The 21,602-nt window shown below is 62.1% G+C and carries 18 protein-coding genes; 10 read left to right on the top strand and 8 right to left on the bottom strand.

Annotated elements, in window-relative coordinates; all coding sequences use genetic code 11:
• Positions 1-239: 239 nt before the first annotated feature.
• The 6 genes from ACYJ11_RS12740 to ACYJ11_RS12715 all read left to right on the top strand — a co-directional run bounded on the left by ACYJ11_RS12740 (position 240) and on the right by ACYJ11_RS12715 (position 4,902).
• Positions 240-410 (top strand): hypothetical protein, encoded by a 171-nt coding sequence (locus ACYJ11_RS12740; RefSeq protein ID WP_170097939.1) that lies wholly within the window; start codon positions 240-242, stop codon positions 408-410.
• Between the two features lie 93 nt (positions 411-503).
• Positions 504-1,226 (top strand): archaeal proteasome endopeptidase complex subunit beta, encoded by a 723-nt coding sequence (gene psmB, locus ACYJ11_RS12735; RefSeq protein WP_005534983.1) that lies wholly within the window; start codon positions 504-506, stop codon positions 1,224-1,226.
• Between the two features lie 191 nt (positions 1,227-1,417).
• Positions 1,418-2,218: an FkbM family methyltransferase gene (locus tag ACYJ11_RS12730; protein WP_461648040.1), complete on the top strand. Its 801-nt coding sequence runs from the start codon at positions 1,418-1,420 to the stop codon at positions 2,216-2,218.
• 44 nt (positions 2,219-2,262) lie between these two features.
• Positions 2,263-3,630 (top strand): phosphopentomutase/phosphoglucosamine mutase, encoded by a 1,368-nt coding sequence (locus tag ACYJ11_RS12725; RefSeq protein WP_461648039.1) that lies wholly within the window; start codon positions 2,263-2,265, stop codon positions 3,628-3,630.
• Positions 3,631-3,694: 64 nt separating this feature from the next.
• Complete coding sequence (gene cdd / locus ACYJ11_RS12720; RefSeq protein ID WP_461648038.1) at positions 3,695-4,081, top strand: cytidine deaminase; 387 nt, start codon at positions 3,695-3,697, stop codon at positions 4,079-4,081.
• The gene (locus tag ACYJ11_RS12715; protein ID WP_461648037.1) at positions 4,078-4,902 is read left to right on the top strand and encodes a nucleoside phosphorylase; all 825 of its coding nucleotides are present in this window, start codon (positions 4,078-4,080) and stop codon (positions 4,900-4,902) included. The genes cdd and ACYJ11_RS12715 overlap by 4 nt, the downstream gene beginning before the upstream one ends.
• A gap of 259 nt (positions 4,903-5,161) precedes the next feature.
• Here the strand turns inward: ACYJ11_RS12715 and ACYJ11_RS12710 are convergent, their stop codons facing one another.
• Both ACYJ11_RS12710 and ACYJ11_RS12705 read right to left on the bottom strand, forming a co-directional pair.
• Positions 5,162-6,331 (bottom strand): NAD(P)/FAD-dependent oxidoreductase, encoded by a 1,170-nt coding sequence (locus ACYJ11_RS12710; RefSeq protein WP_461648036.1) that lies wholly within the window; start codon positions 6,329-6,331, stop codon positions 5,162-5,164.
• A 145-nt stretch (positions 6,332-6,476) separates the two neighbouring features.
• Positions 6,477-7,010, bottom strand: coding sequence for an Rrf2 family transcriptional regulator (locus ACYJ11_RS12705; RefSeq protein WP_004515710.1), 534 nt, complete (start codon positions 7,008-7,010; stop codon positions 6,477-6,479).
• A gap of 110 nt (positions 7,011-7,120) precedes the next feature.
• On the opposite strand from ACYJ11_RS12705, the gene ACYJ11_RS12700 reads away from it, so the two are divergent.
• Positions 7,121-8,038: an NAD-dependent epimerase/dehydratase family protein gene (locus ACYJ11_RS12700; protein WP_461648035.1), complete on the top strand. Its 918-nt coding sequence runs from the start codon at positions 7,121-7,123 to the stop codon at positions 8,036-8,038.
• A 62-nt stretch (positions 8,039-8,100) separates the two neighbouring features.
• The gene (gene rocF / locus ACYJ11_RS12695; protein WP_461648034.1) at positions 8,101-9,015 is read left to right on the top strand and encodes an arginase; all 915 of its coding nucleotides are present in this window, start codon (positions 8,101-8,103) and stop codon (positions 9,013-9,015) included.
• Positions 9,016-9,073: 58 nt separating this feature from the next.
• Here the strand turns inward: rocF and gyrA are convergent, their stop codons facing one another.
• Together gyrA and gyrB are read right to left on the bottom strand one after the other, a co-directional pair.
• Complete coding sequence (gene gyrA / locus ACYJ11_RS12690; RefSeq protein ID WP_461648033.1) at positions 9,074-11,521, bottom strand: DNA gyrase subunit A; 2,448 nt, start codon at positions 11,519-11,521, stop codon at positions 9,074-9,076.
• The gene (gyrB, locus tag ACYJ11_RS12685) at positions 11,518-13,446 is read right to left on the bottom strand and encodes a DNA topoisomerase (ATP-hydrolyzing) subunit B (RefSeq protein ID WP_461648032.1); all 1,929 of its coding nucleotides are present in this window, start codon (positions 13,444-13,446) and stop codon (positions 11,518-11,520) included. Before gyrB ends, gyrA begins: the two co-directional genes overlap by 4 nt.
• A gap of 138 nt (positions 13,447-13,584) precedes the next feature.
• On the opposite strand from gyrB, the gene ACYJ11_RS12680 reads away from it, so the two are divergent.
• Together ACYJ11_RS12680 and ACYJ11_RS12675 are read left to right on the top strand one after the other, a co-directional pair.
• Positions 13,585-15,975, top strand: a complete 2,391-nt coding sequence (locus tag ACYJ11_RS12680) for a DNA topoisomerase VI subunit B (RefSeq protein ID WP_461648031.1) — start codon at positions 13,585-13,587, stop codon at positions 15,973-15,975.
• A 1-nt stretch (position 15,976) separates the two neighbouring features.
• Positions 15,977-17,083 carry a DNA topoisomerase IV subunit A gene (locus tag ACYJ11_RS12675; RefSeq protein WP_170097951.1) on the top strand — a complete coding sequence of 369 codons (1,107 nt, stop codon included), beginning with the start codon at positions 15,977-15,979 and terminating at the stop codon, positions 17,081-17,083.
• A 28-nt stretch (positions 17,084-17,111) separates the two neighbouring features.
• Here ACYJ11_RS12675 and ACYJ11_RS12670 read toward each other — a convergent pair whose 3' ends face one another.
• From ACYJ11_RS12670 to ligA, 4 genes are all read right to left on the bottom strand, one after another.
• Positions 17,112-18,395, bottom strand: a complete 1,284-nt coding sequence (locus ACYJ11_RS12670) for an outer membrane protein assembly factor BamB family protein (protein ID WP_461648030.1) — start codon at positions 18,393-18,395, stop codon at positions 17,112-17,114.
• A 135-nt stretch (positions 18,396-18,530) separates the two neighbouring features.
• A complete protein-coding gene (locus ACYJ11_RS12665) occupies positions 18,531-19,010 on the bottom strand; it encodes a hypothetical protein (protein ID WP_461648029.1) in 480 nt (159 codons plus the stop codon).
• A gap of 98 nt (positions 19,011-19,108) precedes the next feature.
• Positions 19,109-19,855 (bottom strand): MBL fold metallo-hydrolase, encoded by a 747-nt coding sequence (locus ACYJ11_RS12660; RefSeq protein ID WP_461648028.1) that lies wholly within the window; start codon positions 19,853-19,855, stop codon positions 19,109-19,111.
• Positions 19,856-19,918: 63 nt separating this feature from the next.
• The gene (ligA, locus tag ACYJ11_RS12655) at positions 19,919-21,583 is read right to left on the bottom strand and encodes an ATP-dependent DNA ligase LigA (protein WP_461648027.1); all 1,665 of its coding nucleotides are present in this window, start codon (positions 21,581-21,583) and stop codon (positions 19,919-19,921) included.
• Positions 21,584-21,602 lie beyond the last annotated feature (19 nt).

The raw sequence follows: 21,602 nt of genomic DNA, 5'->3' as shown, positions 1-21,602 counted from the left end.
TTGATTCGCGTCTGTTGCGCACGTCACCATTACTATCTCTATAACTTATGCGAACCAGCCATCTGACACACACTCCCATTATGTCTGATCGGGGAGTCGTTCGTGTAGTCGGCCGTTCTCTCAGCCATTTCAGCAAATCGCAAGACAGCGGCCCCATAGTTCTTCACAATCAATACTCCGTAACTGAAATTCGGCGACAAGACTTATATACCGGACTCACTCTGGAATGACCGAGGAAGATGGTAGCTCGACTGTACACCGCAACGCTGTTCGCACTGTATCAACTCACCCTGCTACTGGGCATCATGCTGCTGCCGGTGGCGATGCTCACGGAGCAGTTCGGACTCCGACTGCCGATGGACCGAGCCGTGTCGGGACTCAACGAGGCCTACGATCAGGCGAACGCGTAAGACGGAGCAGCCGACTGAACCTGCCCGCAGCGGTGGCGGCCAGGTTCGTCAGGAAAAGAGGTTTTATCAGCGCCCGACTAGTACCCCACAGTAATGCGAGATATGACTCCGGGGCCGGACCTTTCTGGACCCCAGGCTGCTGACGAGTTCCAGAGCGACCCGTACGCGCCCGAAGTCGGCGAGCTCCCCGAACAGTCCGCACAGGATTCGGAGAAGGTGAACAAGACTGGCACAACCACCATCGGTATCAGTACCTCCGAAGGTGTCGTCATCGCGACAGATATGCGTGCCTCGCTTGGCGGGCGCTTCGTCTCGAACAAGAACGTCCAGAAAGTCGAGCAGATTCACCCCACCGCAGCGCTCACCCTTGTCGGGAGTGTCGGCGGCGCACAGTCGTTCATCCGGACGCTTCGCGCGGAGGTCAACCTCTACGAGGCCCGGCGCGGTGAGGACATCAGCATGAAGGCCCTTTCGACGCTGGCCGGCAACTTCGCCCGCGGCGGCCCTTTCTTCGCTATCAACCCCATCCTTGGTGGCGTCGACGACGACGGCCACCACGTCTACTCCATCGACCCGGCCGGCGGCGTCATGAAGGACGACTACACTGTCACTGGCTCCGGCCTCACCGTCGCGTACGGGACCCTTGAAGACCGCTACGAGGAAGACATGACAAACGAGGAGGCAAAAGAGGTCGCTGCCGCCTCGATCAACGCCGCCGCCGAGCGTGACACCGGCTCCGGTAACGGTATCTACCTCGCCGATGTCACCGCCGAGGGCGTCGACATCAACGGCTACGACTTCGACGAACTGCTGTAGCCACACGAAACAATCGTTACGGTCGGGTCTCGGCCCAGACGTTTTTCGTGCCGAGGTCAGCTTTGTTCCACCGCAGTGAGAGATTACAAGGCGACGACTGGCGCATTCTGTCTAAGCTGTAGATATATGCAACCGTGTAATGTGATGGTGAAACGACAAGTATAGGTAGTTAGTCTGAATAACTTATCTAAATGATATCTTCAGACGCCGTCGTTCAGTTTGCATCCCGGACCGGAGTCAAACCACTACTCAACCGGTGTTACAACCAGTATCGTGAAGTCTCGTACCGCCTTGCTGGCGATACATACGTGGTCACAGTCGATGATGTCAGCACAGAGTTCCTGATACCAACCTACAATGAGTTTACTGACCTATGGAAGATAGACGAACGACCGGTACTCGCTGATCTGCTGGAGGAACTCCGGCCCGACGACGTGTTCTACGATATCGGGGCTAATATCGGTCTGTATGCCTGTCTGGCATCGGAGGTGACCGACAATCCAGTCATCGCATTCGAACCACACCCCGACAACGCCGAGCGGTTACGACAGAATATGCAGCACAACCGCGCCGATATTTCGCTATTCGAACACGCGATGGTCGATGAGGACGGTGAAGCCGAACTCTCCATTACGCTCGAAAAGATCGGTTCAGCCGGGCATTCGCTGGTGACGACAGCGACAGAGCACGAGACAATCACAATTAGCAAGCGACACGGCGACGAGTTCATCGCCGACAACCAACTGCCGACACCGACTGCGATCAAAATCGACGTCGAAGGGACTGAGGGCGCTGTTCTCAATGGTCTGTCGGCGACGCTCGACCAGCCCTCGTGTCGGCTCGTGTACTGTGAAGTCCACGGAAACCGACTCGAGACCAACGGTCACTCCGTTGCTGGCATCCGCAGTCGACTGGAGGGACACGGCTTTGCTGTGACCAAGCGAGTTATCCGTGACGGCAAGGGCGACACCTTCCTTATCGGGAAGAAGTGAGGGCCGAACGAGAGAATTATACGGTCGGCTTCCGCATCGCCGGTATGGAACTGTTCGGGACCGCGGGGATCCGCGGTGATGTCGTATCGAAGGTGACGCCGGACCTCGCGCTGCGAGTTGGACAGGCAACTGGGCAGGACGGCGAGACGTTCGTGCTGGGGTACGACGGTCGCGTGACCTCGCCAGCCCTCGCTGACGCGATGGCCGCGGGACTGCAAAGCGCCGGCGCGCGAGTCGTCAGAATCGGCCGCGTGCCGACGCCGACGCTGGCTTACGCCTCGCAGGGCCGCCACGGCGTGATGATTACCGCGAGCCACAACCCGCCGACGGACAATGGCATCAAGGTATTCGCCGATGGCACCGAGTACAGCGACGACGACGAGACGCGCATCGAAGGGCGAATTGAGGACGGCTCGACGCCGACAGCCTGGCACGACTGGGGCGACACAGAGGCGGTCGACCACCTCGACGAGTATCGGAGCGCTGTCGCCGACTACGCCGAATCGCTTGGTGGCGACCCAGCAGGGCTGACGGTGGCAGTCGACTGCGGGAACGGGATGGCCAGCGTGGCGACGCCACAGGTCCTCCGAGAACTGGGTGCCGACGTACTCGCGACGGAGGCGAACGTAGATGGGACCTTCCCCGGCCGCGAGAGCAAGCCTACACCGGAGACACTGGCCGATTTCCGCGAGTTCGTTGCCGAGTCCGACGCCGACTTCGGGTTCGGCCACGACGGCGATGCCGACCGTATCGTCGTTGTCGATACCGACGGTGATGTCATCCACGAAGATACGATACTCGCGATGCTGGCCGAACACTACACGCGTGCCGCGGACGTTTCGGACCCCGTCGTCGTGACGACGCCCAACGCGTCCGGTCGTATCGACGAACGGGTCGAAGCCGCTGGCGGCCGCGTCGAACGCATCCACCTCGGCTCGCTCCACGTGGGAATCGCTGATGTCCGCGCGGACGCGACCGACGAAACCGAGGTCGTCTTCGCCGCAGAACCATGGAAACACATCCACACCGCCTTCGGCGGTTGGATCGACGGTGTCGCCAGCGCAGCCGTGCTGACGCGCCTGTTCGCTGCGGAGGGTGTCGCTGACAGGCGGGCCGTCATCTCCGAACGGCCGTACGAGAAGGTGAGCGTAGAGTGCCCCGACGACGCCAAAGCCGAGACGATGGGGCGACTGGAATCCAGCCTGCCCGAGACGTTCCCTGAAGCCGATGTCTCGACGGAGTACGGCGTCCGGCTCTCCTTCGACGACGGGTCGTGGACGCTCGTCCGGCCGAGCGGCACCGAGCCGTACGTCCGGGTGTACGCAGAGAGCGACGATATCGACGCGCTGGTCGCCGACACCACACAGGCGGTCCGCGACGCTGTCGCGGCCGTCAGTGCCGCCGACGCCTGATACCCGCAAACCGACTGCTACCGAGACCGATAGAATTTCTACACGGCCCTGCGACGCCCAGTGCATGGAGGACCTCCTCGACGCAGCGAGAGACGCCATCGACGAGGCGTACGCGCCGTACTCGGAGTACACCGTCGGCGCGGCGCTGGAAACGAGCGACGGTACCGTCTACACCGGCTGTAACATCGAGAACGCGAACTACAGCAACAGCTTACATGCCGAGGAAGTGGCCATCGGTGCGGCCGTCAGCGACGGCTACCAGTCGTTCGAACGCGTCGCTGTCACCTCTGGCAAGCGAGACGGCGTCACCCCCTGTGGGATGTGCCGCCAGACGTTCAGCGAGTTCTGTGACGAGTCCTTCAAGATTATCACCGACGGCGACGAGCCGACGGTGTACGAACTCGGGGAGCTCCTGCCGACGACAATCACCAGCGATCATCTCGACAAATGACAAGTGACAGCGAAGACCCGAACGACGACGTACAGTACCATCTGGAAGTAAGCGATGACGATGTGGCCGACAGCGTCCTGCTGCCGGGGAACCCCGAGCGGGTCGAAAAGGTCGTCGACTACTGGGACGACCACGACATCGTCGCCGAACACCGCGAGTACCGCACGGCGACGGGTACCCACGACGGGACGCCCATCTCCGTGACCTCGACGGGCATCGGCGGCCCGTCGGCCGCTATCGCGCTCGAAGAACTGGCCCGCGTCGGCGCTGACTCCTTTATTCGGGTCGGCTCCTGTGGCGCAATCCAGGAGGAAGCCAGCATCGGCGACCTCGTCATCACGACCGGCGCGGTGCGACAGGAGGGGACCAGCAAGGAGTACGTCCGCGAGGACTATCCCGCCAGCGCCGACCATCGGATCGTTTCGGCGCTCGTCGCCGCCGCCGAGGAACTTGGCTACGACTACCACCTCGGCGTCACCTGCTCGACGGACAGTTTCTACGCCGGGCAGTCACGCCCCGGGTTCGAGGACTTCGAGGCCAGCGGCAGCGACGAACGCATCGCGGCGCTTCAGGAGGCCGGCGTCCTTAACTTCGAGATGGAAGCCGCGACGATTCTCACGCTCGCGAACCTCTATGGCCTGCGGGCCGGCGCTGTCTGCACGGTGTACGCCAACCGCGTTACCGGCGAGTTCCGCACCGAAGGGGAGCGCAAAGCGGCCAAGTGTGCCAGCCTCGCCGTCTCATATCTGGCGGAGATGGACACGGTTGTCGAGGAAGCCGACGCCGACGGGTGGCACGCTGGTCTGTCTGTCGACCGCTAGGCTTCTCGACACCCGATAGCCGCGAGCGGCCACTGTTGCAGTAGTAGAAGTAGCGCAGTGTCGGGCGCAGTGCAGTCGCAGCGTGGTAGCGGACCTGTGCAGTCGCGGTGCGGTAGAAACAGTATACCGCTCGCCAGTGGCGAGCGGTTTCACTTCTCGCGACCAGCGGGAGCGAGAAGGTCGTTTTTAGCGTAGATTTTTGCGAACCCACTCCCCGCAGCGCCGGAGGCGCGAGGAGAGGGGGTGAAGTAAAAAGGTACTACATGTCAGGCCAGGCCTTAGCGGCCCGACCCACGCCGGTGACATCGTTGATCCAGCGGGCGGCGATCGCTTTCTTCAGCAGTTCCGCAGGCAGCCCGCCAAAGGTTTCGATAGGCATGTTCACCACGTCGTGGGCGACAGCTTTCTCGCCGACCGAAACGACTGTGCCCTTGTCCTTGTGGGTCCAGGTCTTGAGCGGTTGGCCTCGCGCCGCGCGAGCGAGGTTTTCGCCGGCGACCTCGGCGGCTTGCCAGGCGGCCTGAGCGGTCGGCGGGGCGGGCTGGTCGCCCGGCTGATCGATCAGTGCCGAGTCACCGATTGCGAACACATGCTCGTCTTCGGTCTGGAAGTTCCCTTCCGCGTGGACGCGGTGGTTGCGCTCGTCCTTGTCGAGGTCAACGTCCTGCATGCAGTCCCGGCCGGTGATGCCGCCGGTCCAGACCAGTACGTCGTAGTCCAGTTCGTCCTCGTCGCCGATGTACACCGTCTCCTCGTCGACCTCGCCGATGAACTCCCCGCACTTGATGTTCACGTCGGCGGCTTCCAAGCGCTTGCGCAGGGCACCCTGGAGTTCGGGGTCGCTGTTGGGCAGGACCTGATCGAGGCCTTCGACGAGGTGGATGTCGATGGGCGCGTTGTGTTCGTCGCGGAACTCGGCGACCTCGCCGGCGGTCTGGATACCGGAGAGGCCAGCGCCGCCGATGACGACCTGTGCTGGGTCGTTTGTAGAAGCGTCGCGGGCGGCCTGTTGGATCTTGTCGTGGATGTCAAGGGCGTCATCGAGGCTCTTGAGCGTCAGGGCGTACTCTTCGAGTCCTTCGATGCCGAAAAAGGCCGTCTGGGAGCCCAGCCCCACGAGCAGGTAGTCGTACTCGACGGTGTCGGAATCGGCGAGGTTGACTTCCTGAGCATCAGTGTCGATGCCGACGACCTCGTCCTGAATGAACTCGGTCGAAGGCTGTTTGATCTCGTGAACGGGGATAGCGATGTTCTCTTGCACGCTCGGGTCACGGATGCAACGGTGGGACTCGTGCAAGACCAGATGATAGTCCGTCTCAGAAACCCACGTGACATCAACGTCCGTCTCACCATCTAACTCGTCCTCTAAACTCTTGATTGCCCCCGCGCCAGCGTACCCCGCTCCGAGCACGACCACGTTCTCTGTCATACCGGAGACTCCGAAACCAACTGATACAAACCCTTTGAAATCCCTCTCAGCGGGGGAAGGATTCTCCGGCGAGATCCGGAACCAATGCGGTATGATGCGGCCCCGGTGACCGCAGAAAAACAATTCAAAAAACCAGAGACACGGACTAGTGTTCCGGTTCGCCCGCCGGTGCCCGCATATCGTCGATAGCGAGGATGAGTTTGTTGTTGGTGTCGTCCTTGCCTTCGAGCGTCCCGATAATCTGGAGCTTCGACAGTGGTGTCGGTCCGACTGTCACCGAGTCGCCTTCGTGGAATTCGGACATCGTACCCTGAAGCTGAATCTCCGCACGACACTCCTCAGGGTGGTGGACGCTGGTCAGGTCGATCTCCTCGACGTTCGAGTGTTCGACGAGCTCGCCGTTATGGCGTAGCGGGACTTCCGCAGCCTGGTCCATGTCCTGAATCTGGAGCGCGTCGTAGGCGTTGGCGGTGGGCTTGTACCCACCTTTGGGGCCAGGAACACCCTCGACAAGCTGCAGGGCCTTGAGGCTCTGCATCTGGTTGCGGATCGTACCGGGGTTTCGGTCGACTTTTTCGGCAATATCCTCGCCTTTGACAGCGCTTTCACTTTCCCGATAGAGATTTACCAGTTCCTGCAAAATGTTCTTTTGACTGGGTGTCAGTTCGATAGATGACATAATGTCCTGTTCGGTACAGCCGTCCTTAAATGCGACGGTAAACCGTCTGGAACCGTCTTAGAATCGCGGAAAACGTTAGTACTTTATTGCATCGCTGACCTGACACAGATATGGAAAATGATCGTATTCTGGTGACCGGCGGTGGGGGGTTCATCGGGGCAAACCTCGCGAACAAACTGGCCGAGAACAACGATGTCGTCGCCATAGATGACGGGTACCTCGGCACGCCCGAGAACGTATCAGAAGACGTAGAATACGTCGAACAGAGCGTCCTCGATGACGACCTGCCGACCGACGTGGACGTCGTGTTCCACCTCGCGGCACTCTCCTCCTACGCGATGCACGAGGACAATCCGACCCACGGCGCTCGCGTGAACGTCGAGGGGTTCGTCAACACGGTCGAGCAGGCCCGAGACGACGGCTGTGACACCGTCGTCTACGCCTCGACGTCTTCCATCTACGGCAGCCGAACCGAACCCTCGCCGGAGGACATGGACGTGACGGTCAACACTGGCTACGAGGCCTCGAAGATGGCCCGAGAGACGTACGCCGAGTACTTCCAGAACCACTACGACCTCACGCTGGCCGGGATGCGCTTCTTCTCGGTGTATCAGGGCTACGGCGGCGCAGAGGAACACAAAGGTGAGTACGCCAACGTCATCGCCCAGTTCGCCGACGACCTGGCCAGCGGCAACGCACCGAAGCTGTACGGTGACGGCGAGCAGACTCGCGATTTCACCCACGTCGACGACATCGTCCGTGGGCTCGTCCTGGCCGCCGAGCACGAGCTAAACGGCGTGTACAACCTCGGAACCGGCGAAGCCTACGACTTCAACACGGTCGTCGAGATGCTGAACGACGAACTCGGAACGGACATCGAACCGGAGTACGTCGAGAACCCGATTCCCGAGGACGTGTACGTCCACGACACCTGCGCTGACTTCTCGAAGATGCACGAGGCGACGGGCTGGGAACCGGAGATCAGCTTCGAAGAGGGCATTGAGCTGGTCTGTGCGCCGTATACATAGGAAGCCGCGCCTGTCGTCGATCCAACGCTGGGTCTTTATTCGCCGCCCGTGGAGGCGATAGTATGCAACAACAGGTTCGCGTGCTCGGCGTGCCGATGGACCTCGGTGCCGACCGGCGCGGTGTCGACATGGGACCATCAGCGATCCGGTACGGCGGCCTCGCCGACCAGTTGTCGGATATCGGTATCGATTGTATCGACGGCGGCGACATCGCCGTGCCGCGACCGGAGGAGCGCGACCCCGACGCCGGGAGCTTAGAGAACGGTCGCGCAAAATTTTTCAGAGAAACGAAAGAGGTCTGCGAGGACGTGACGACGGCGGTCGACGCGACTCTTCAGGAAGGGCGGTTCCCGCTCGTTCTGGGCGGCGACCACTCTATCGGCATCGGTACCATTGCCGGTGCGGCCCGCGAGGACGAGGAACTGGGCGTCATCTGGTTCGATGCCCACGGTGATTTCAACACACCGGAGACCACACCCAGCGGGAACATCCACGGGATGTCGCTGGCGGCCGTCCTCGGTCTCGGTGAGTTTTCGGACCACGAGTGGGCGCACACGCCAGCGGTGAGCGAGGAAAACGTCGTTATCGTCGGTCTGCGAGATGTGGACGACGGGGAACGCCGGCTGATCGAAGAAAGTGATATCACGGCATACACGATGTCTGATATCGACGCCCGGAGCGCACCGGAAGTCGTCGACGAGGCGCTGGATATTGCCACTGATGGGACGGACGGGATACACGTCTCGCTCGACCTCGACTGGCTCGACCCGACGGAGGCCCCCGGCGTCGGGACGCCGGTTCGTGGCGGCGTCTCCTACCGCGAGGCCCACATCGCGATGGAGTACGTCGCCGAACACCACGACCAGATGCGCTCGATGGAACTGGTCGAGGTGAACCCGATTCTCGACGAACACAACCGTACCGCTGAACTGGCCTGTGAACTCGTCGCCAGTGCCTTCGGCAAGCGCGTGCTGTAACTGTGTAGACGGAGAGAAGGCGAGCCAGACCGCGGGACTGGGGACTGGGAATCGGCCCTTATTCTTCGGTTTCTGCCGGCACAACTGTCACAGTCGCCACGCGGTCATCCTCTTCGAGTCCCATAATCGTCACACCCTTTGTGTTCCGACCGACTTGCGACACGTCGCCGGCGCGGATGCGCATTATCTGGCCCTGCTCGGACATGATGACAAGATGGTCCTCGTCGGTGACCGCCTTGGCCGTCGACACGCGGCCGTTGCGGTCGTCGGTCTTGATGTCGATGAGCCCCTTGCCGTAGCGGGACTGCGTGCGGTACTCGTCGAGTTTGGTCCGCTTCCCGAAGCCGTGTTCCGTGACGGTCAACAGCGACCGGGAGTCGTCGTCGTCGGTGGCAACCATCCCTGCAACCTTGTCGTCGCCCTGCAGCTTGATGCCGTTGACACCGCGTGCGGAACGGCCCATCTCGCTGACTTCGCTCTCGCTGAAGCGGATGGTCATGCCGGCCTCCGTGGCGATGACGAGGTCGCCGGTGCCGTCGGTGACGTCCACGTCGATGAGTTCGTCGCCGTCCTCGAGCTTGGCGGCGATGATCCCCGTCGAGAGGATGTTCTCGAACTCCGAACAGCAGGTCCGCTTGACGTAGCCGTTCCGGGTCACCATCGTGATGCACTCGTCGTCGCCGAACTCGTCGGTCGAGACAACGGCGGTCAGTTCCTCGCCGTCGTCCAAGTCAATGAGATTGATGGCGGACTTGCCCCGTGCGGTGCGGGACATTTCCGGGATCTCGTAGGTCTTGAGCCGGTAGACCTGTCCCTGATTGGTGAAACAGAGCAGGTAGTCGTGGCTGTTGGCCCGGAACACCTTCGAAACCCGGTCGTTCTCCTTGGGGTCGGCCCCGATGATCCCCTTGCCGCCGCGGTTCTGGGGATCGAAGTTCTCGACGGGCATCCGCTTGATGTAGTCGTCCTCGGTGATGACAACGACGCAGTCTTCTTCGGGGATGAGGTCCTCGTGGGTGACCTGGCCTTCGTCCTCGATGATACTCGTCCGGCGGTCGTCGTCGTAATCGTCTTTGACTTCCTGGAGTTCGTCTGCGATGACGCTGTCGAGCTTTTCGCGGCTGTTGAGGACGGATTCGAGGTAGTCGATTGTGTTCTGCACGTCCTCGTACTCGTCTTCGATTTCGGCCGATTCCATCGAAGTGAGCGAGCCGAGCTGCATCCGGACGATGTGGGCGGCCTGATCCTCCGAGAACTCGAAGGACTCCTGCAGGCCCGACCGGGCAGCGTCGCGGTCCTCGCTGTTCCGGATGAGTTCGACCACGTCCTCGACGTTTTCGAGCGCCTTCAGCCGCCCTTCGAGGATGTGGGCGCGATCCTCGGCTTCGGCGAGGTCATACTCGGAGCGCCGGCGGACGACCTCGCGGCGGTGGTCGATGTAGTGCTGGAGGCTCTCTTTCAGCGAGAGGACCTTGGGCTGACCGTCGACCAGTGCGAGGTTGATAACGCCGAACGTGGATTCCAGATGGTGGTCGAGCAGCCGGTTTTCGACCACGTCGATGTTTGCCCCACGCTTGAGTTCAATGACTATCCGGACGCCGTTGCGGTCGGACTCGTCCCGCAGGTCGGAGATGCCCTCGATTTTTCCTTCGTTCACGTCGTCGGCGATACGCTCGACGACGCGGGCCTTGTTCTCCTGATAGGGGAGTTCGCTGATGACGATGCGACCCTCCTCCGGGTCGACCTCATACTCTGCGCGAACTCGCAGACGGCCCCGGCCGGTCGCGTACGCCGAATAGATGGCGTCGCGGCCGACGATGTTGCCGCCGGTCGGGAAGTCCGGTCCCTTGACGTGCTCCATCAGGTCCTCGACCGTACTGTCGGGGTTTTCGAGCAGGTGGACCGTTGCATCGACCAGTTCGCCGAGGTTATGCGGCGGGATGTTTGTCGACATGCCGACGGCGATCCCGGAAGACCCGTTCAACAGGAGGTTCGGTACTTTCGACGGCAGTACGTCGGGTTCCTGCAGGCGGTCGTCGTAGTTACTGGAGAAGTCGACGGTGTCTTTCTCGATATCTTCGAGCAGTTCCTCGGCGATGGGGGCCATGCGGGCTTCCGTGTACCGCATGGCGGCCGCCGGATCGCCGTCCATCGACCCGAAGTTCCCCTGCCCGTCGATCAGCGGATACCGCATCGAGAAGTCCTGTGCCATCCGAACGAGCGTGTCGTAGATGGCCGAGTCGCCGTGTGGGTGGTAGTCACCCATCGTGTCGCCGACAATCGAGGAGGACTTCCGATGAGCGGTGTTCGAGGAGACGCCCATCTCGTGCATCGCATAGAGAATGCGCCGATGAACGGGTTTGAGGCCGTCCCGAACGTCGGGGAGCGCCCGACCCGCGATGACCGACATCGCGTAGTCGATGTAGGACTGCTCCATCTCGTCCTCGATGCGGACGTGCTTGATCTGCTCTGCCGGGGCGTTCGCGTCGTTCGCGTCAGAACTCATATGTCGACCCACTCCGCTTCAGGCGAGTGCTCCTTGATAAATTCCTTGCGCGGTTCGACGGCGTCGCCCATCAGGATATTGAACATCTTGTCCGCGGCCGCGGCGTCCTCGATGGTGATCTGCTTGAGAATCCGGTTGTCGGGATTCATCGTCGTCTCCCAGAGCTGATCGGGGTTCATCTCACCAAGGCCCTTGAACCGCTGGACCTGCGTGGGATTGCCGTCACACTTCTCTTCGATGATCGTGTCGCGTTCTGCATCCGTCATCGCATCGTACGTGTTGCCGCGGTAGCGGATCCGGTAGAGCGGCGGCTGGGAGGCGTAGACGTAGCCTGCTTCCAGCAGCGGCTTCATGTGCCGGTAGAACAGCGTCAGCAGGAGCGTCCGGATGTGCGCCCCGTCGACATCTGCGTCGGTCATCAGGATGATCTTCTCGTAGCGCAGGTCATCGATGTCGAACTCGTCACCGATACCGGTCCCGAGCGCAGTGATGAGGTTCCGTATCTCGTTGTTCTCCAGAATCCGGTCCAGCCGGTGTTTCTCGACGTTCAGGATCTTCCCTTTGATAGGGAGGATAGCCTGAAAGTCCGGGTTCCGGCCCTGTTTGGCGCTGCCGCCCGCAGAGTCACCCTCGGCAATGAACAGTTCGGCTTCCTCGGGGTCCCGTGTCTGACAGTCGGCCAGCTTTCCGGGCAGTGCGGTCGAGTCGAGCGCCGACTTCCGACGGGTGAGTTCCTCGGCCTTCTGTGCGGCTTTCCGTGCCTTTGCGGCCTCGACGGCCTTCCCGACGATGGCTTCGGCCGTATCGGGGTTTTCCTCGAAGAAGGTCGCTAGCCCGTCGTGCATCGCCGATTCGACGATGCCACGGACCTCGCTGTTGCCGAGTTTCGTCTTGGTCTGCCCCTCGAACTGCGGGTCGGGATGTTTGACAGAAATGACAGCCGTCAGCCCTTCGCGGATGTCGTCGCCTTTGAGTGTATCGTCCAGATCTTTGAGCAGATTATTGTCGGTCGCGTAGTCGTTGACGACCCGTGTGAGTGATGTTTTGAATCCGGTGAGGTGTGTCCCGCCCTCGCGTGTATTGATATTATTGGCGAAGGCATGGATCGACCCCTGCAGGTCGTCAGTTCCCTGCATGGCGATTTCGACTTGCACCGGCCCCTCGGCGATCTCTTCTTCGTCCTCGAAGTAGATGATATTCCGGTGGAGCGGGTCCTTGGTTTCGTTCAGGTATTCGACGAACTCGCGGATGCCGCCGTCGTAGGCGAACGTCTCCGTTTCGCCGTCGCGTTCATCGTGGATAGAGATGGCGACGCCGGAGTTGAGGAAGGCGAGTTCACGCAGGCGGGACGAGAGCGTCGAGAACTTGAACTCGCCGGTCTCGAAGATTTCGTCGTCGGGCCAGAACCGGACCGTCGTCCCCGTCTCTTCGTCGGGTTCGAGGTCGCGGACCTTCTTCAGGTCGTACTCGGGCTTGCCGTGGTCGAAGCGCTGCTTCCAGAGCGCGCCGTCGCGCCTGACCTCGACTTCGAGCCACTTCGAGAGCGCGTTGACCACGCTCACCCCGACCCCGTGGAGGCCACCGGAGACCTGGTAGGACTTGTTGTCGAATTTCCCACCCGCGTGGAGGATCGTCATCACGACCTCGACGGCCGGGCGGCCGTGCTCTTCGTGGGTATCGACGGGGATACCTCGCCCGTCGTCGCTGACAGAGACTGAACCGTCGTCGTGAATCGTTACGTCGATGTTGTCACAGTAGCCGGCGAGCGCCTCGTCGATCGCGTTGTCGACCACCTCATAGACAAGATGGTGGAGGCCACGAGCGTCCGTCGACCCGATATACATCGCGGGTCGCTTCTGGACGGCTTCCAGCCCTTCGAGGGTCTGGATCGACTTTGCGCCGTACTCATCAGACTCTCCTGACATAGGAACTTACCCGTCCTAATAGAGGGGGACGTATAAAGCTCCCGCACGCGCGCGGGACCGCGGTTTCGGGGACAGTTTTCACTTTCACTCTGGTGGCGATTACCTTTTAACCCCGACGCGGGTACGTATCGCACGACAATGACCTCGTATCAGTCGCGACTCGGCGAGGGCGAAGGGATCGCCGAGGAGTTGGCCGAATCCCAGCGGGCCATCTCCATCGCCGAGTTCTTCGAGAAGAACAAGCACATGCTGGGCTTCGACTCGGAGGCCCGGGCGCTCGTCACGGCCGTCAAGGAGGCCGTCGACAACGCGCTCGACGCCTGTGAGGAGGCCGGTATTCTCCCCGATATCTACGTCGAGATTCAGGAGTCCGGCGACTACTACAAACTGGTCGTCGAGGACAACGGCCCCGGGATTACGAAGGAACAGGCACCGAAAATCTTCGGGAAACTCCTGTATGGCTCCCGGTTCCACGCCAGAGAGCAGAACCGCGGCCAGCAGGGAATCGGGATTTCTGCGGCTGTGCTCTACTCGCAGCTGACGTCGGGCAAGCCGGCAAAGATAACGTCCCGACCGAAGGGACAGGACGAGGCACAGTACTTCGAACTCATCGTCGACACGGACACCAATGAGCCCGAAATCAGCGTCGACGAGACGACAACGTGGGAGCGACCTCACGGGACGCGAATCGAGCTGGAAATGGAGGCCAACATGCGGGCCCGGTCGACACTGCGGGACTACATTCAGGACACCGCTGTGGTCAACCCCCACGCCCGCATCGAATTCGACGAACCAGGGCTGGACGAGTCCCTGAAGTTCGAGCGGGCCGAGCGCGCCGAACTCCCCGACGAGACGGAAGAAATTCGCCCACACCCCCACGGCGTCGAGTTGGGGACGCTCCTGAAGATGCTCGAAGCGACGGATTCGTACTCTGTGTCCGGCTTCATGCAGGAGGAGTTCACCCGCGTCGGCGGGAAGACCGCCGACAGCGTCATCGCGAACTTCAACGACCGCCATTACGGCCGCGGCATGGCCTGGCAGCCGCCGAAAGTCAACGAGGACGCCGACATCGAGCACGCTGTCGAGGACGCCGTGGCGAACAAAGGCGCTGAGACCACTGCGACGTTCGCAGCCGCCGTGTCCGACGCCATCCACGACCGTGACCGAGTCGCGTACCACGAGGTCGAAGCTATCGTCGATTCGGCGGCCGAAGACGCCGAAGCGGACGGCGACACGACGTTCGGCGCGACAGTTCGAGAAAACGCCGTCGAAGCCGCCTGGGGTGCCGTCAGCGACAACCTATCGAGCGATCTCTACGCGCTCGTCGACGAGGTAACGACGAAACGCAAAGACGACGCCGCGATCGAGGGGCTGGCGAGTCGACTGGCCGACAAATTCGACGACGACGGCCGCCACCGGCTGACCCGCGACGAACTCCGGGGCTACATCGACCGTGCGGCCGACATGACCGAGGAGCAAGACGACGCCACCTTCGGTGAGACGGCCCGCGAGAACGTGCTAGAGGCGCTCTGGACGGCCGCCGAGGGTGTCCCGGAGGAGCCGCCAAAGGTCTCCGATATCGCCGACGACCGCGATACGGCGAGCGAACTGCTGTCGGCGATGCGCGAGACAGACATCATCGCGCCGCCGACGGACTGTCTCTCCCCGATCAGCGCGGAACTCGTCGAGGAAGGACTTCGCAAGGAGTTCGACGCGGACTTCTACGCCGCCTCGACGCGGGATGCGTCGGTCCACGGCGGCGACCCGTTCATCGTTGAGGCCGGTATCGCCTACGGCGGTGAACTCGAAAGCGAGGGGACAGTTGATGTGATGCGGTTCGCCAACCGGGTCCCGCTGGTGTACCAGCGCGGGGCCTGTGCGACCACCGATGTCGTGAAGTCCATCCGCTGGCGCAACTACAACCTCGACCAGCCCGGCGGCTCCGGCATCCCGAAGGGGCCGGCCGTCATCATGGTCCACGTCGCCTCGACGAACGTGCCCTTCACCAGCGAGTCCAAGGACGCCATCGCGAATGTCCCCGAGATGGAAGACGAGATCGAACTCGCCATCCGGGAGGCCGCCCGCGAGCTCAAAAGTTACCTGAACAAGCGCCGCTCGATGCAACAGCGTCGCGAGAAACAGGACAAGCTGGCGACCATCCTGCCGGAGATGGCCGAGAAGCTCACCGAAGTCACCGACAACGACGAGCTACACATCGACGACTCGCTGGCCCGCATCATGAACAACGTCCTCGTCGAGCGCGAGGTTGAGGACGACACGGTCCGGGTCCGAATCGAGAACAACGACGACACGAACGCGGACGTGGAGCTGACCGACATCGTCACCGCCGAACCGCAGGACACGAACGGTGCGACAGTTGTCGAGATGGACGGCGAGTGGTTCGTCAAGTGGTCCCCGACCGTCGGGGCTGGTGAAACGGCCGTCCTCGAATACAGCGTGACTGGCGAGGCCGAGTTCACCGTCTCGGTCGACGGCATCGAAGAAGAGAAACTTACGGTGAACGCCTGATATGAGCACCGACTCAGACACCACACCCGACACCGAGGAAGCGCGCGAGCAACTCATCGACCTCGCGGCGGACTTCTACGACCAGTTCGCCGACGGCGAGGTCCCGACAATGACGATTCCTACCCGGACCAAGTCCAACATCGTCTTCGACGAGGACGAGCAGGTCTGGGTGTACGGCGACCGGAACTCTACGCGGTCGGCCAAGACGATATCCGGGGCCGAAAAGATCCTGAAGGCAGTCTACACCATCGACTTCCTCTCACAGCAACTGGAGGAAGACCGCTCCTCGACCCTGCGTGAACTGTACTACCTCTCGGAGTCCTGGGACCTCGACGAAGCCCAGTTCAACACACAGGACGAGTCGAACAACCTCATCGAGGACTTGGAGATCGTCTCCGACGTCAAACGCGAGGACTTCCACATGCGCCCGGAGGAGTCCGGAGCGAAGGTGATGGGGCCACTGCTCCTCCGCGAGCAGACCAACCGCGGGGACCGCGAGATCCACTGTCAGGATGACGTGGGGCAGGGCGGCTACCAGATCCCGAACAACCCCGACACCATCGAATTCCTCGACAACGACGCGAAGTTCGTCCTCTGCGTGGAGACCGGTGGGATGCGCGACCGACTCGTCGAGAACGGCTTCGACGACGAGTACGACGCGCTGGTGGTCCACCTCGGCGGTCAGCCCGCGCGGGCGACCCGGCGGCTCATCAAGCGCCTCCACGACGAACTCGACCTCCCGGTCACGGTGTTCACTGACGGTGACCCGTGGTCGTACCGTATCTTCGGGTCGGTCTCCTACGGCTCGATCAAATCGGCCCATCTCTCGGAGTACCTGGCGACACCCGAAGCGCAGTTCATCGGTATCCGCCCCGAAGACATCGTCGAGTACGAACTGCCGACAGACCCGCTGTCGGACTCCGACGTCAACGCCCTGGAGAGCGAACTGGAGGACCCGCGCTTCCAGACCGACTTCTGGGAGGAGCAGATCGAACTCCAGCTCGACATCAATAAGAAGGCCGAGCAGCAGGCGCTCGCGTCTCGGGGGCTCGACTTCGTGACAGAGACCTACCTGCCCGAGCGGTTGGACGAGATGGGCGTGCTGTAGAAACAGCGTCAGCGAGACGTTTTTCCGGTTATTCCAGCGCGTACACAGTATCGTCAGCGGCGACGTACGCCCGTTTTTCGTCGACAGACAGATCGGTCAGATCGCTCTCGACATCGAACGCCCACCGTTTCGTTCCTGCCGTCGTATTGAGCGCGAATTTGAATCGATTCCGTGGATCGCCGTACGCCCACGAGTCCACGTACAGCGTATCTGACACGACTGCCGCCGGCACCACCCCTTTAATATTCGTCTCCGGTCTCCACGTCCAGTCCAGTTTGCCGGTACTACTGTCGTGACCGCGAACCACGTCGCCACCCGTATAGAGAGTCCCGTCCTGAACCGGGGCCTGTTGGACGTCCCCGGACTGGTCCGTTCGCCACCGTTGCTCGCCAGTCGTCGGGTTGAGCGCGGCGACGTGTGTCCCACCAGCGTAGAGCGTCCCGTCGTGGAGCGTCGTCGATGCGATGGACCCTTCCCCGTGGGTCCAGAGCGTCTCCCCAGTGTCGGAATCCACGCCGAGTAGCGTGCCCCGAGTCTCGTCCATATCAGCAGCATAACAGAGCGTGTCGTCGGTGGCGACCATCGTCTGGGAGTAGTAGTCCGAGACGTCGTTGGCCCACCGTTGCTCACCGGTCTCAGTGTCGTACGCGTAGAATCGGCCGCGCGAGGCCACGTATATCGTCCCGTTTCGAACGACCCCCTCGTACTGATTGCCGACTTCGCCGGACCACTGTACCGACCCATCAGAAACGGCGAGTGCATAGAGCGTCTGTCCCTGCTTTGCCCGGGCGTCAGTGTTCGTTCCGACGTACACTCGCTTCCCGGCCGCGCCAAGCAACTCCAGCCACCACTCTCCGGGAGCGAACGTCCACTGCTTCGAGCCGTTTTCGGCGTCGAGTGCCACGACGACGTGGTCCTCGTACAGCCCCTCTTTCCCACTTATGACGAATACGGTATTCCCGACACGTCTCGGTTGCGAGCGGATGGGTTCGTTCGCGCCGTAGGACCACTGCTGGCTCCCGTCAGCAGTTGCAAGTGATTTGACGGTTCCCGACTTTGTGCCGACGTAGACGCTGTTGTCCGTACTGGCTGGTTGGGCCGTGACTTTAGATTCGAGCGACTGCTGCCAGGCGACAAACGATTCCGTTTGCCCGCTCTGTGTGGGGGTGGCAGTCCCAGTCTCTGATTCCGGCGCTGTACTGGTTTTCGCCGGCGTTGGTTCCGTTGACTCGTTCGAACCCAGACAACCAGCGGTTGCCAGTCCGAGGGTCGCGGCACAGCCACGAAGGTATCGCCGACGGGAGGAGGGCATTGACAGTCTAACTCCAGTCGCTCGGTAAGTGTTTTCTGTCAAATGAAGGGTCGGTGCAGTCGGAGGCGTACGATATCCGCGATCTGAGTAGCAGCGAGTCAAACCGCGTTTAGCCCGATTCTACGTGGCGACCGATCAATCGTTGTTAGCCGACTGCTTCTGGGGCGGTAGTTTAAGCAAAGAACGGACAGATCGCCGGAAAGAGTTCCGTATCTGCTTCCCGACGGGCGTAAACACCAGCGTCGCAGCGAGACAGATCGAACTGAACTGGAGCACAGCCGTGGCCCACGGTGTAGAGGGCGGAACGAAGAGAAAGATGGCACCGAAAAGCAGGACTATGTTGATGACCTGTTCGGTAACGAAATACCCGAAACTGGCCGCGAGTGAGGGGTGGAAGCCGACTGTCCAGAACAGCACGACGACGACCGTTCCGAACAACAAGCCTGTCCCCATCGTCGATAGCGGAAGTTCGACCTGAATCGCATCAGCCACCGTAGCACCGAGAGACCAGAGGGACGACCCAATGAGGACCCAAACTAGCAGTAGGTGCCCAAACGAGGGAGCTTGATCAGTCGAGGACCGTGCCTCCCCTGCTCGGTCGCTGGAGCGTTCCATCACAGTCGTGTTCCTATGAGCGATTTAATATTGTTTTGACTGACAGGTGAAGTTGGGTGCCCGTCGTCTCAGGTCACGTGGTCTGGCTGTTGCACCAGCTAGCTTTCGTCCAAGACGACCGGGACCCCGCGTTTGGCGACGTCCTCGGCAAACGCACCGGAGTCCGCTTCTAGCGACTCGAACGTGTTGTAGTGCATCGGCAACACGAGGTCAGGGTCCATCTCTTCGGCGAGGTCAGCGGCTTCGTGGCGGTTCATCGTGTAGTTCTTTGCGATAGAGGGGACGAACAGCGACACGTCGAGTTCGGCGTGGCCGTCCAGCACGTCGGTGTCGCCGGGCCAGAACACGCGGGTGTCGTCTAAGGAGACGAGGAAGCCACAGCCGATGCCCTTCGGGTGGATCGGGCTGCCGTCGTCTTTCACATTTCGGCCGTCCTCGTGGTTGTACGCCGGCATCGTCCAGATGGGAACGTCGTCGACCAGCACGTCAGCCTCCATCGACACCTTGCGGACCTCGTAGTCGAGATCGGCGAGACGGTCGAGGTCGCGGTCGGTGGCGTGGACGTTGATGCCCTCGAACGCGACGACGGTGGCGTCCTCGCTTGCGACGCGGCGAATGCCGTCGGGGTCGTAGTGGTGGATGTGGGTCACACAGACGATGTCGCCGTCTTTCGGGGCGTAGTCCTGCGTCGGCGGGTGACCGATACCGGGCGTGTCTGGTTCCCACTCGCCAGTCAGGACGCCGTACCGGCCAGGGTCGAAGTAGACAACCGTCTCCTCGCCTTCCAGCCGCAGGGTCGCGTAGCCGAGCCACTCCGCGGTGATGCCGTCGTGTCGGACTGTCATGAGCGGGTGTTCTCGGAGACGCCCATTACGCGTGTCGGTCCGTCTCGAAACGGCCCAGCGGCGCTACTGTGACTCGGCCAGTCGCTCGACACGCTCCAGCGAGTCAGCGCTGTCAGGCGTCTTGTCCTCGCGGACCGAGAGGAACCGCGGGAACCGAAGCGCGTAGCCCGAGGCGTAGGACTGCGAAGCCTGTATCTCCTCGTACCCGACCTCGAAAACGACGGCCGGGTCGAGCACTACGTCGCGGCCGTCCTCGCTCTGGATGTACGGTTCGAACCGCTCGGTCAGGTCGTCCAGTTCCTCGTCGGTGATGCCAGTCGCGACGTTCCCGACGGTGGCGTAGCCGTCGTCGGTTCGGACAGAAAGCTCGAACGAGCCGAGCACGTTCGCTCGGCGGCCCTCGCCCCACTCCGCACCGGTGACGACGCAGTCGAGCGTCTCCACGTCGGGTTTGCGCTTGCGCCAGTGCTTGCCCCGCTTGCCGGGCGAGTACGCCGCTGTTGGGTCTTTCAGCATGATACCCTCCTGTCCGGCGGCGAGGGCCTCAGCTTCCAAGTCTTCAATCTCCTCGGAGTCGCCTGACAGCCACATCTGGGAGACAACATCGCTGTCAGCCGGGAACAGTGATTCGAGACGGTCGTGGCGCGTCTCCAGTGAGGCATCGAGCAGGTCCTCACCGGCGGCGTGCAGGCAGTCAAAAGCGTGCAGACGGACGGCCACGTCTTCACGGGCCGCGGCCACGTCGTGTTTCCGCCGGAAGCGCCGCAGCACCTCCTGAAACGGGAGCGGGTCGCCGTCGGCGTCGACCGCGACCACCTCGCCGTCGAGGATTGCCGGTGCGTCCAGCGTCGACTCGACGGTATCGACGACCTCCGGGAGCGGGTCGGTGACTTCCTCCATGTTTCGGGAGAACAGCCGCGCGTCCTCGCCGTCGAAGTGGACCTGGACGCGAGCGCCATCGTACTTCCACTCGACCGCGGCACGGTCCCAGTCTTCGAGCGCACCGGCGACCGAACCCGACTGTGCCAGCATCGCCTGAACGGGGCGGCCGATTTCGAGAGTGACGGTCGACAGTCCGGACTCGCCCTCGTCGCGAGCCACTTCGGCGACCATGCCGTAGTCGTTCGACACCTGCACGGCCCGTTCAACGGCCTCGACGGACACGTCAAAAGCGGCCGCGACGGCGTCTCGGACCGTCCCCTCGCCGACACCGATACGCATCTCCGAGAGGACGAGTCGGGCGAGATAGCCGGCTTCCGTCGACGAACACCGCGAGAACAGGCCAAAGAGGATGTCGACTTTCGTCCCCTGGCTCCCGCTGCCGTCAACAGCGGCCAGCTCCCGTAGCTCGGTGTCGAGTTCCGCGACGGTCAGCGCGTCGTTCCCTCCGCCACCAGCGCCGAAGGCGGCGAGGCCCTGCTGGCCGCCGAGGTCGTAGCTGGCTGCGACAGCACCGATTTCCCCCATGTCGGCGAGGCGCTGTTCCACGTCGTCGGCGCTGACGTTCTGACCGGCCGCTCGGGCAATCGCCTCGTAGCAGAGCCGCGGCCCGATGTCGAGCGTGCGGGACTCGTAGGCCGGAAACACCCGGCCCTGTACGAAGCGAGCGAGCGTCGAGAGGTCCGGCCCCGCGTCGGTGAACAGGTCGGTCACCGCCTCGGTTATCGCGGTGTCGGCACTCTCGGCTTCGATTGCTTCGGCGCGGTCGGCGAAGGCGGCGAACTCCATCAGCGCCTCCTACCCGATT

Source organism: Haloarcula sp. H-GB5 (assembly GCF_054850705.1).
Note: the sequence above shows the minus strand (reverse complement) of the source record. Positions and strands in the feature narration are given on the sequence as shown.

What these genes read in the sequence shown, in the direction of transcription:
- ligA (WP_461648027.1), bottom strand. Translation starts at nt 21,583, where the DNA reads ATGGAGTTCGCCGCCTTCGCCGACCGCGCCGAAGCAATCGAAGCCGAG.
- ACYJ11_RS12680 (WP_461648031.1), top strand. Translation starts at nt 13,585, where the DNA reads ATGACCTCGTATCAGTCGCGACTCGGCGAGGGCGAAGGGATCGCCGAG.
- gyrA (WP_461648033.1), bottom strand. Translation starts at nt 11,521, where the DNA reads ATGAGTTCTGACGCGAACGACGCGAACGCCCCGGCAGAGCAGATCAAG.
- ACYJ11_RS12740 (WP_170097939.1), top strand. Translation starts at nt 240, where the DNA reads ATGGTAGCTCGACTGTACACCGCAACGCTGTTCGCACTGTATCAACTC.
- ACYJ11_RS12710 (WP_461648036.1), bottom strand. Translation starts at nt 6,331, where the DNA reads ATGACAGAGAACGTGGTCGTGCTCGGAGCGGGGTACGCTGGCGCGGGG.
- gyrB (WP_461648032.1), bottom strand. Translation starts at nt 13,446, where the DNA reads ATGTCAGGAGAGTCTGATGAGTACGGCGCAAAGTCGATCCAGACCCTC.
- ACYJ11_RS12730 (WP_461648040.1), top strand. Translation starts at nt 1,418, where the DNA reads ATGATATCTTCAGACGCCGTCGTTCAGTTTGCATCCCGGACCGGAGTC.
- ACYJ11_RS12665 (WP_461648029.1), bottom strand. Translation starts at nt 19,010, where the DNA reads ATGGAACGCTCCAGCGACCGAGCAGGGGAGGCACGGTCCTCGACTGAT.
- ACYJ11_RS12725 (WP_461648039.1), top strand. Translation starts at nt 2,263, where the DNA reads ATGGAACTGTTCGGGACCGCGGGGATCCGCGGTGATGTCGTATCGAAG.
- ACYJ11_RS12670 (WP_461648030.1), bottom strand. Translation starts at nt 18,395, where the DNA reads ATGCCCTCCTCCCGTCGGCGATACCTTCGTGGCTGTGCCGCGACCCTC.
- cdd (WP_461648038.1), top strand. Translation starts at nt 3,695, where the DNA reads ATGGAGGACCTCCTCGACGCAGCGAGAGACGCCATCGACGAGGCGTAC.
- psmB (WP_005534983.1), top strand. Translation starts at nt 504, where the DNA reads ATGCGAGATATGACTCCGGGGCCGGACCTTTCTGGACCCCAGGCTGCT.
- ACYJ11_RS12705 (WP_004515710.1), bottom strand. Translation starts at nt 7,010, where the DNA reads ATGTCATCTATCGAACTGACACCCAGTCAAAAGAACATTTTGCAGGAA.
- ACYJ11_RS12660 (WP_461648028.1), bottom strand. Translation starts at nt 19,855, where the DNA reads ATGACAGTCCGACACGACGGCATCACCGCGGAGTGGCTCGGCTACGCG.
- ACYJ11_RS12700 (WP_461648035.1), top strand. Translation starts at nt 7,121, where the DNA reads ATGGAAAATGATCGTATTCTGGTGACCGGCGGTGGGGGGTTCATCGGG.
- ACYJ11_RS12675 (WP_170097951.1), top strand. Translation starts at nt 15,977, where the DNA reads ATGAGCACCGACTCAGACACCACACCCGACACCGAGGAAGCGCGCGAG.
- rocF (WP_461648034.1), top strand. Translation starts at nt 8,101, where the DNA reads ATGCAACAACAGGTTCGCGTGCTCGGCGTGCCGATGGACCTCGGTGCC.
- ACYJ11_RS12715 (WP_461648037.1), top strand. Translation starts at nt 4,078, where the DNA reads ATGACAAGTGACAGCGAAGACCCGAACGACGACGTACAGTACCATCTG.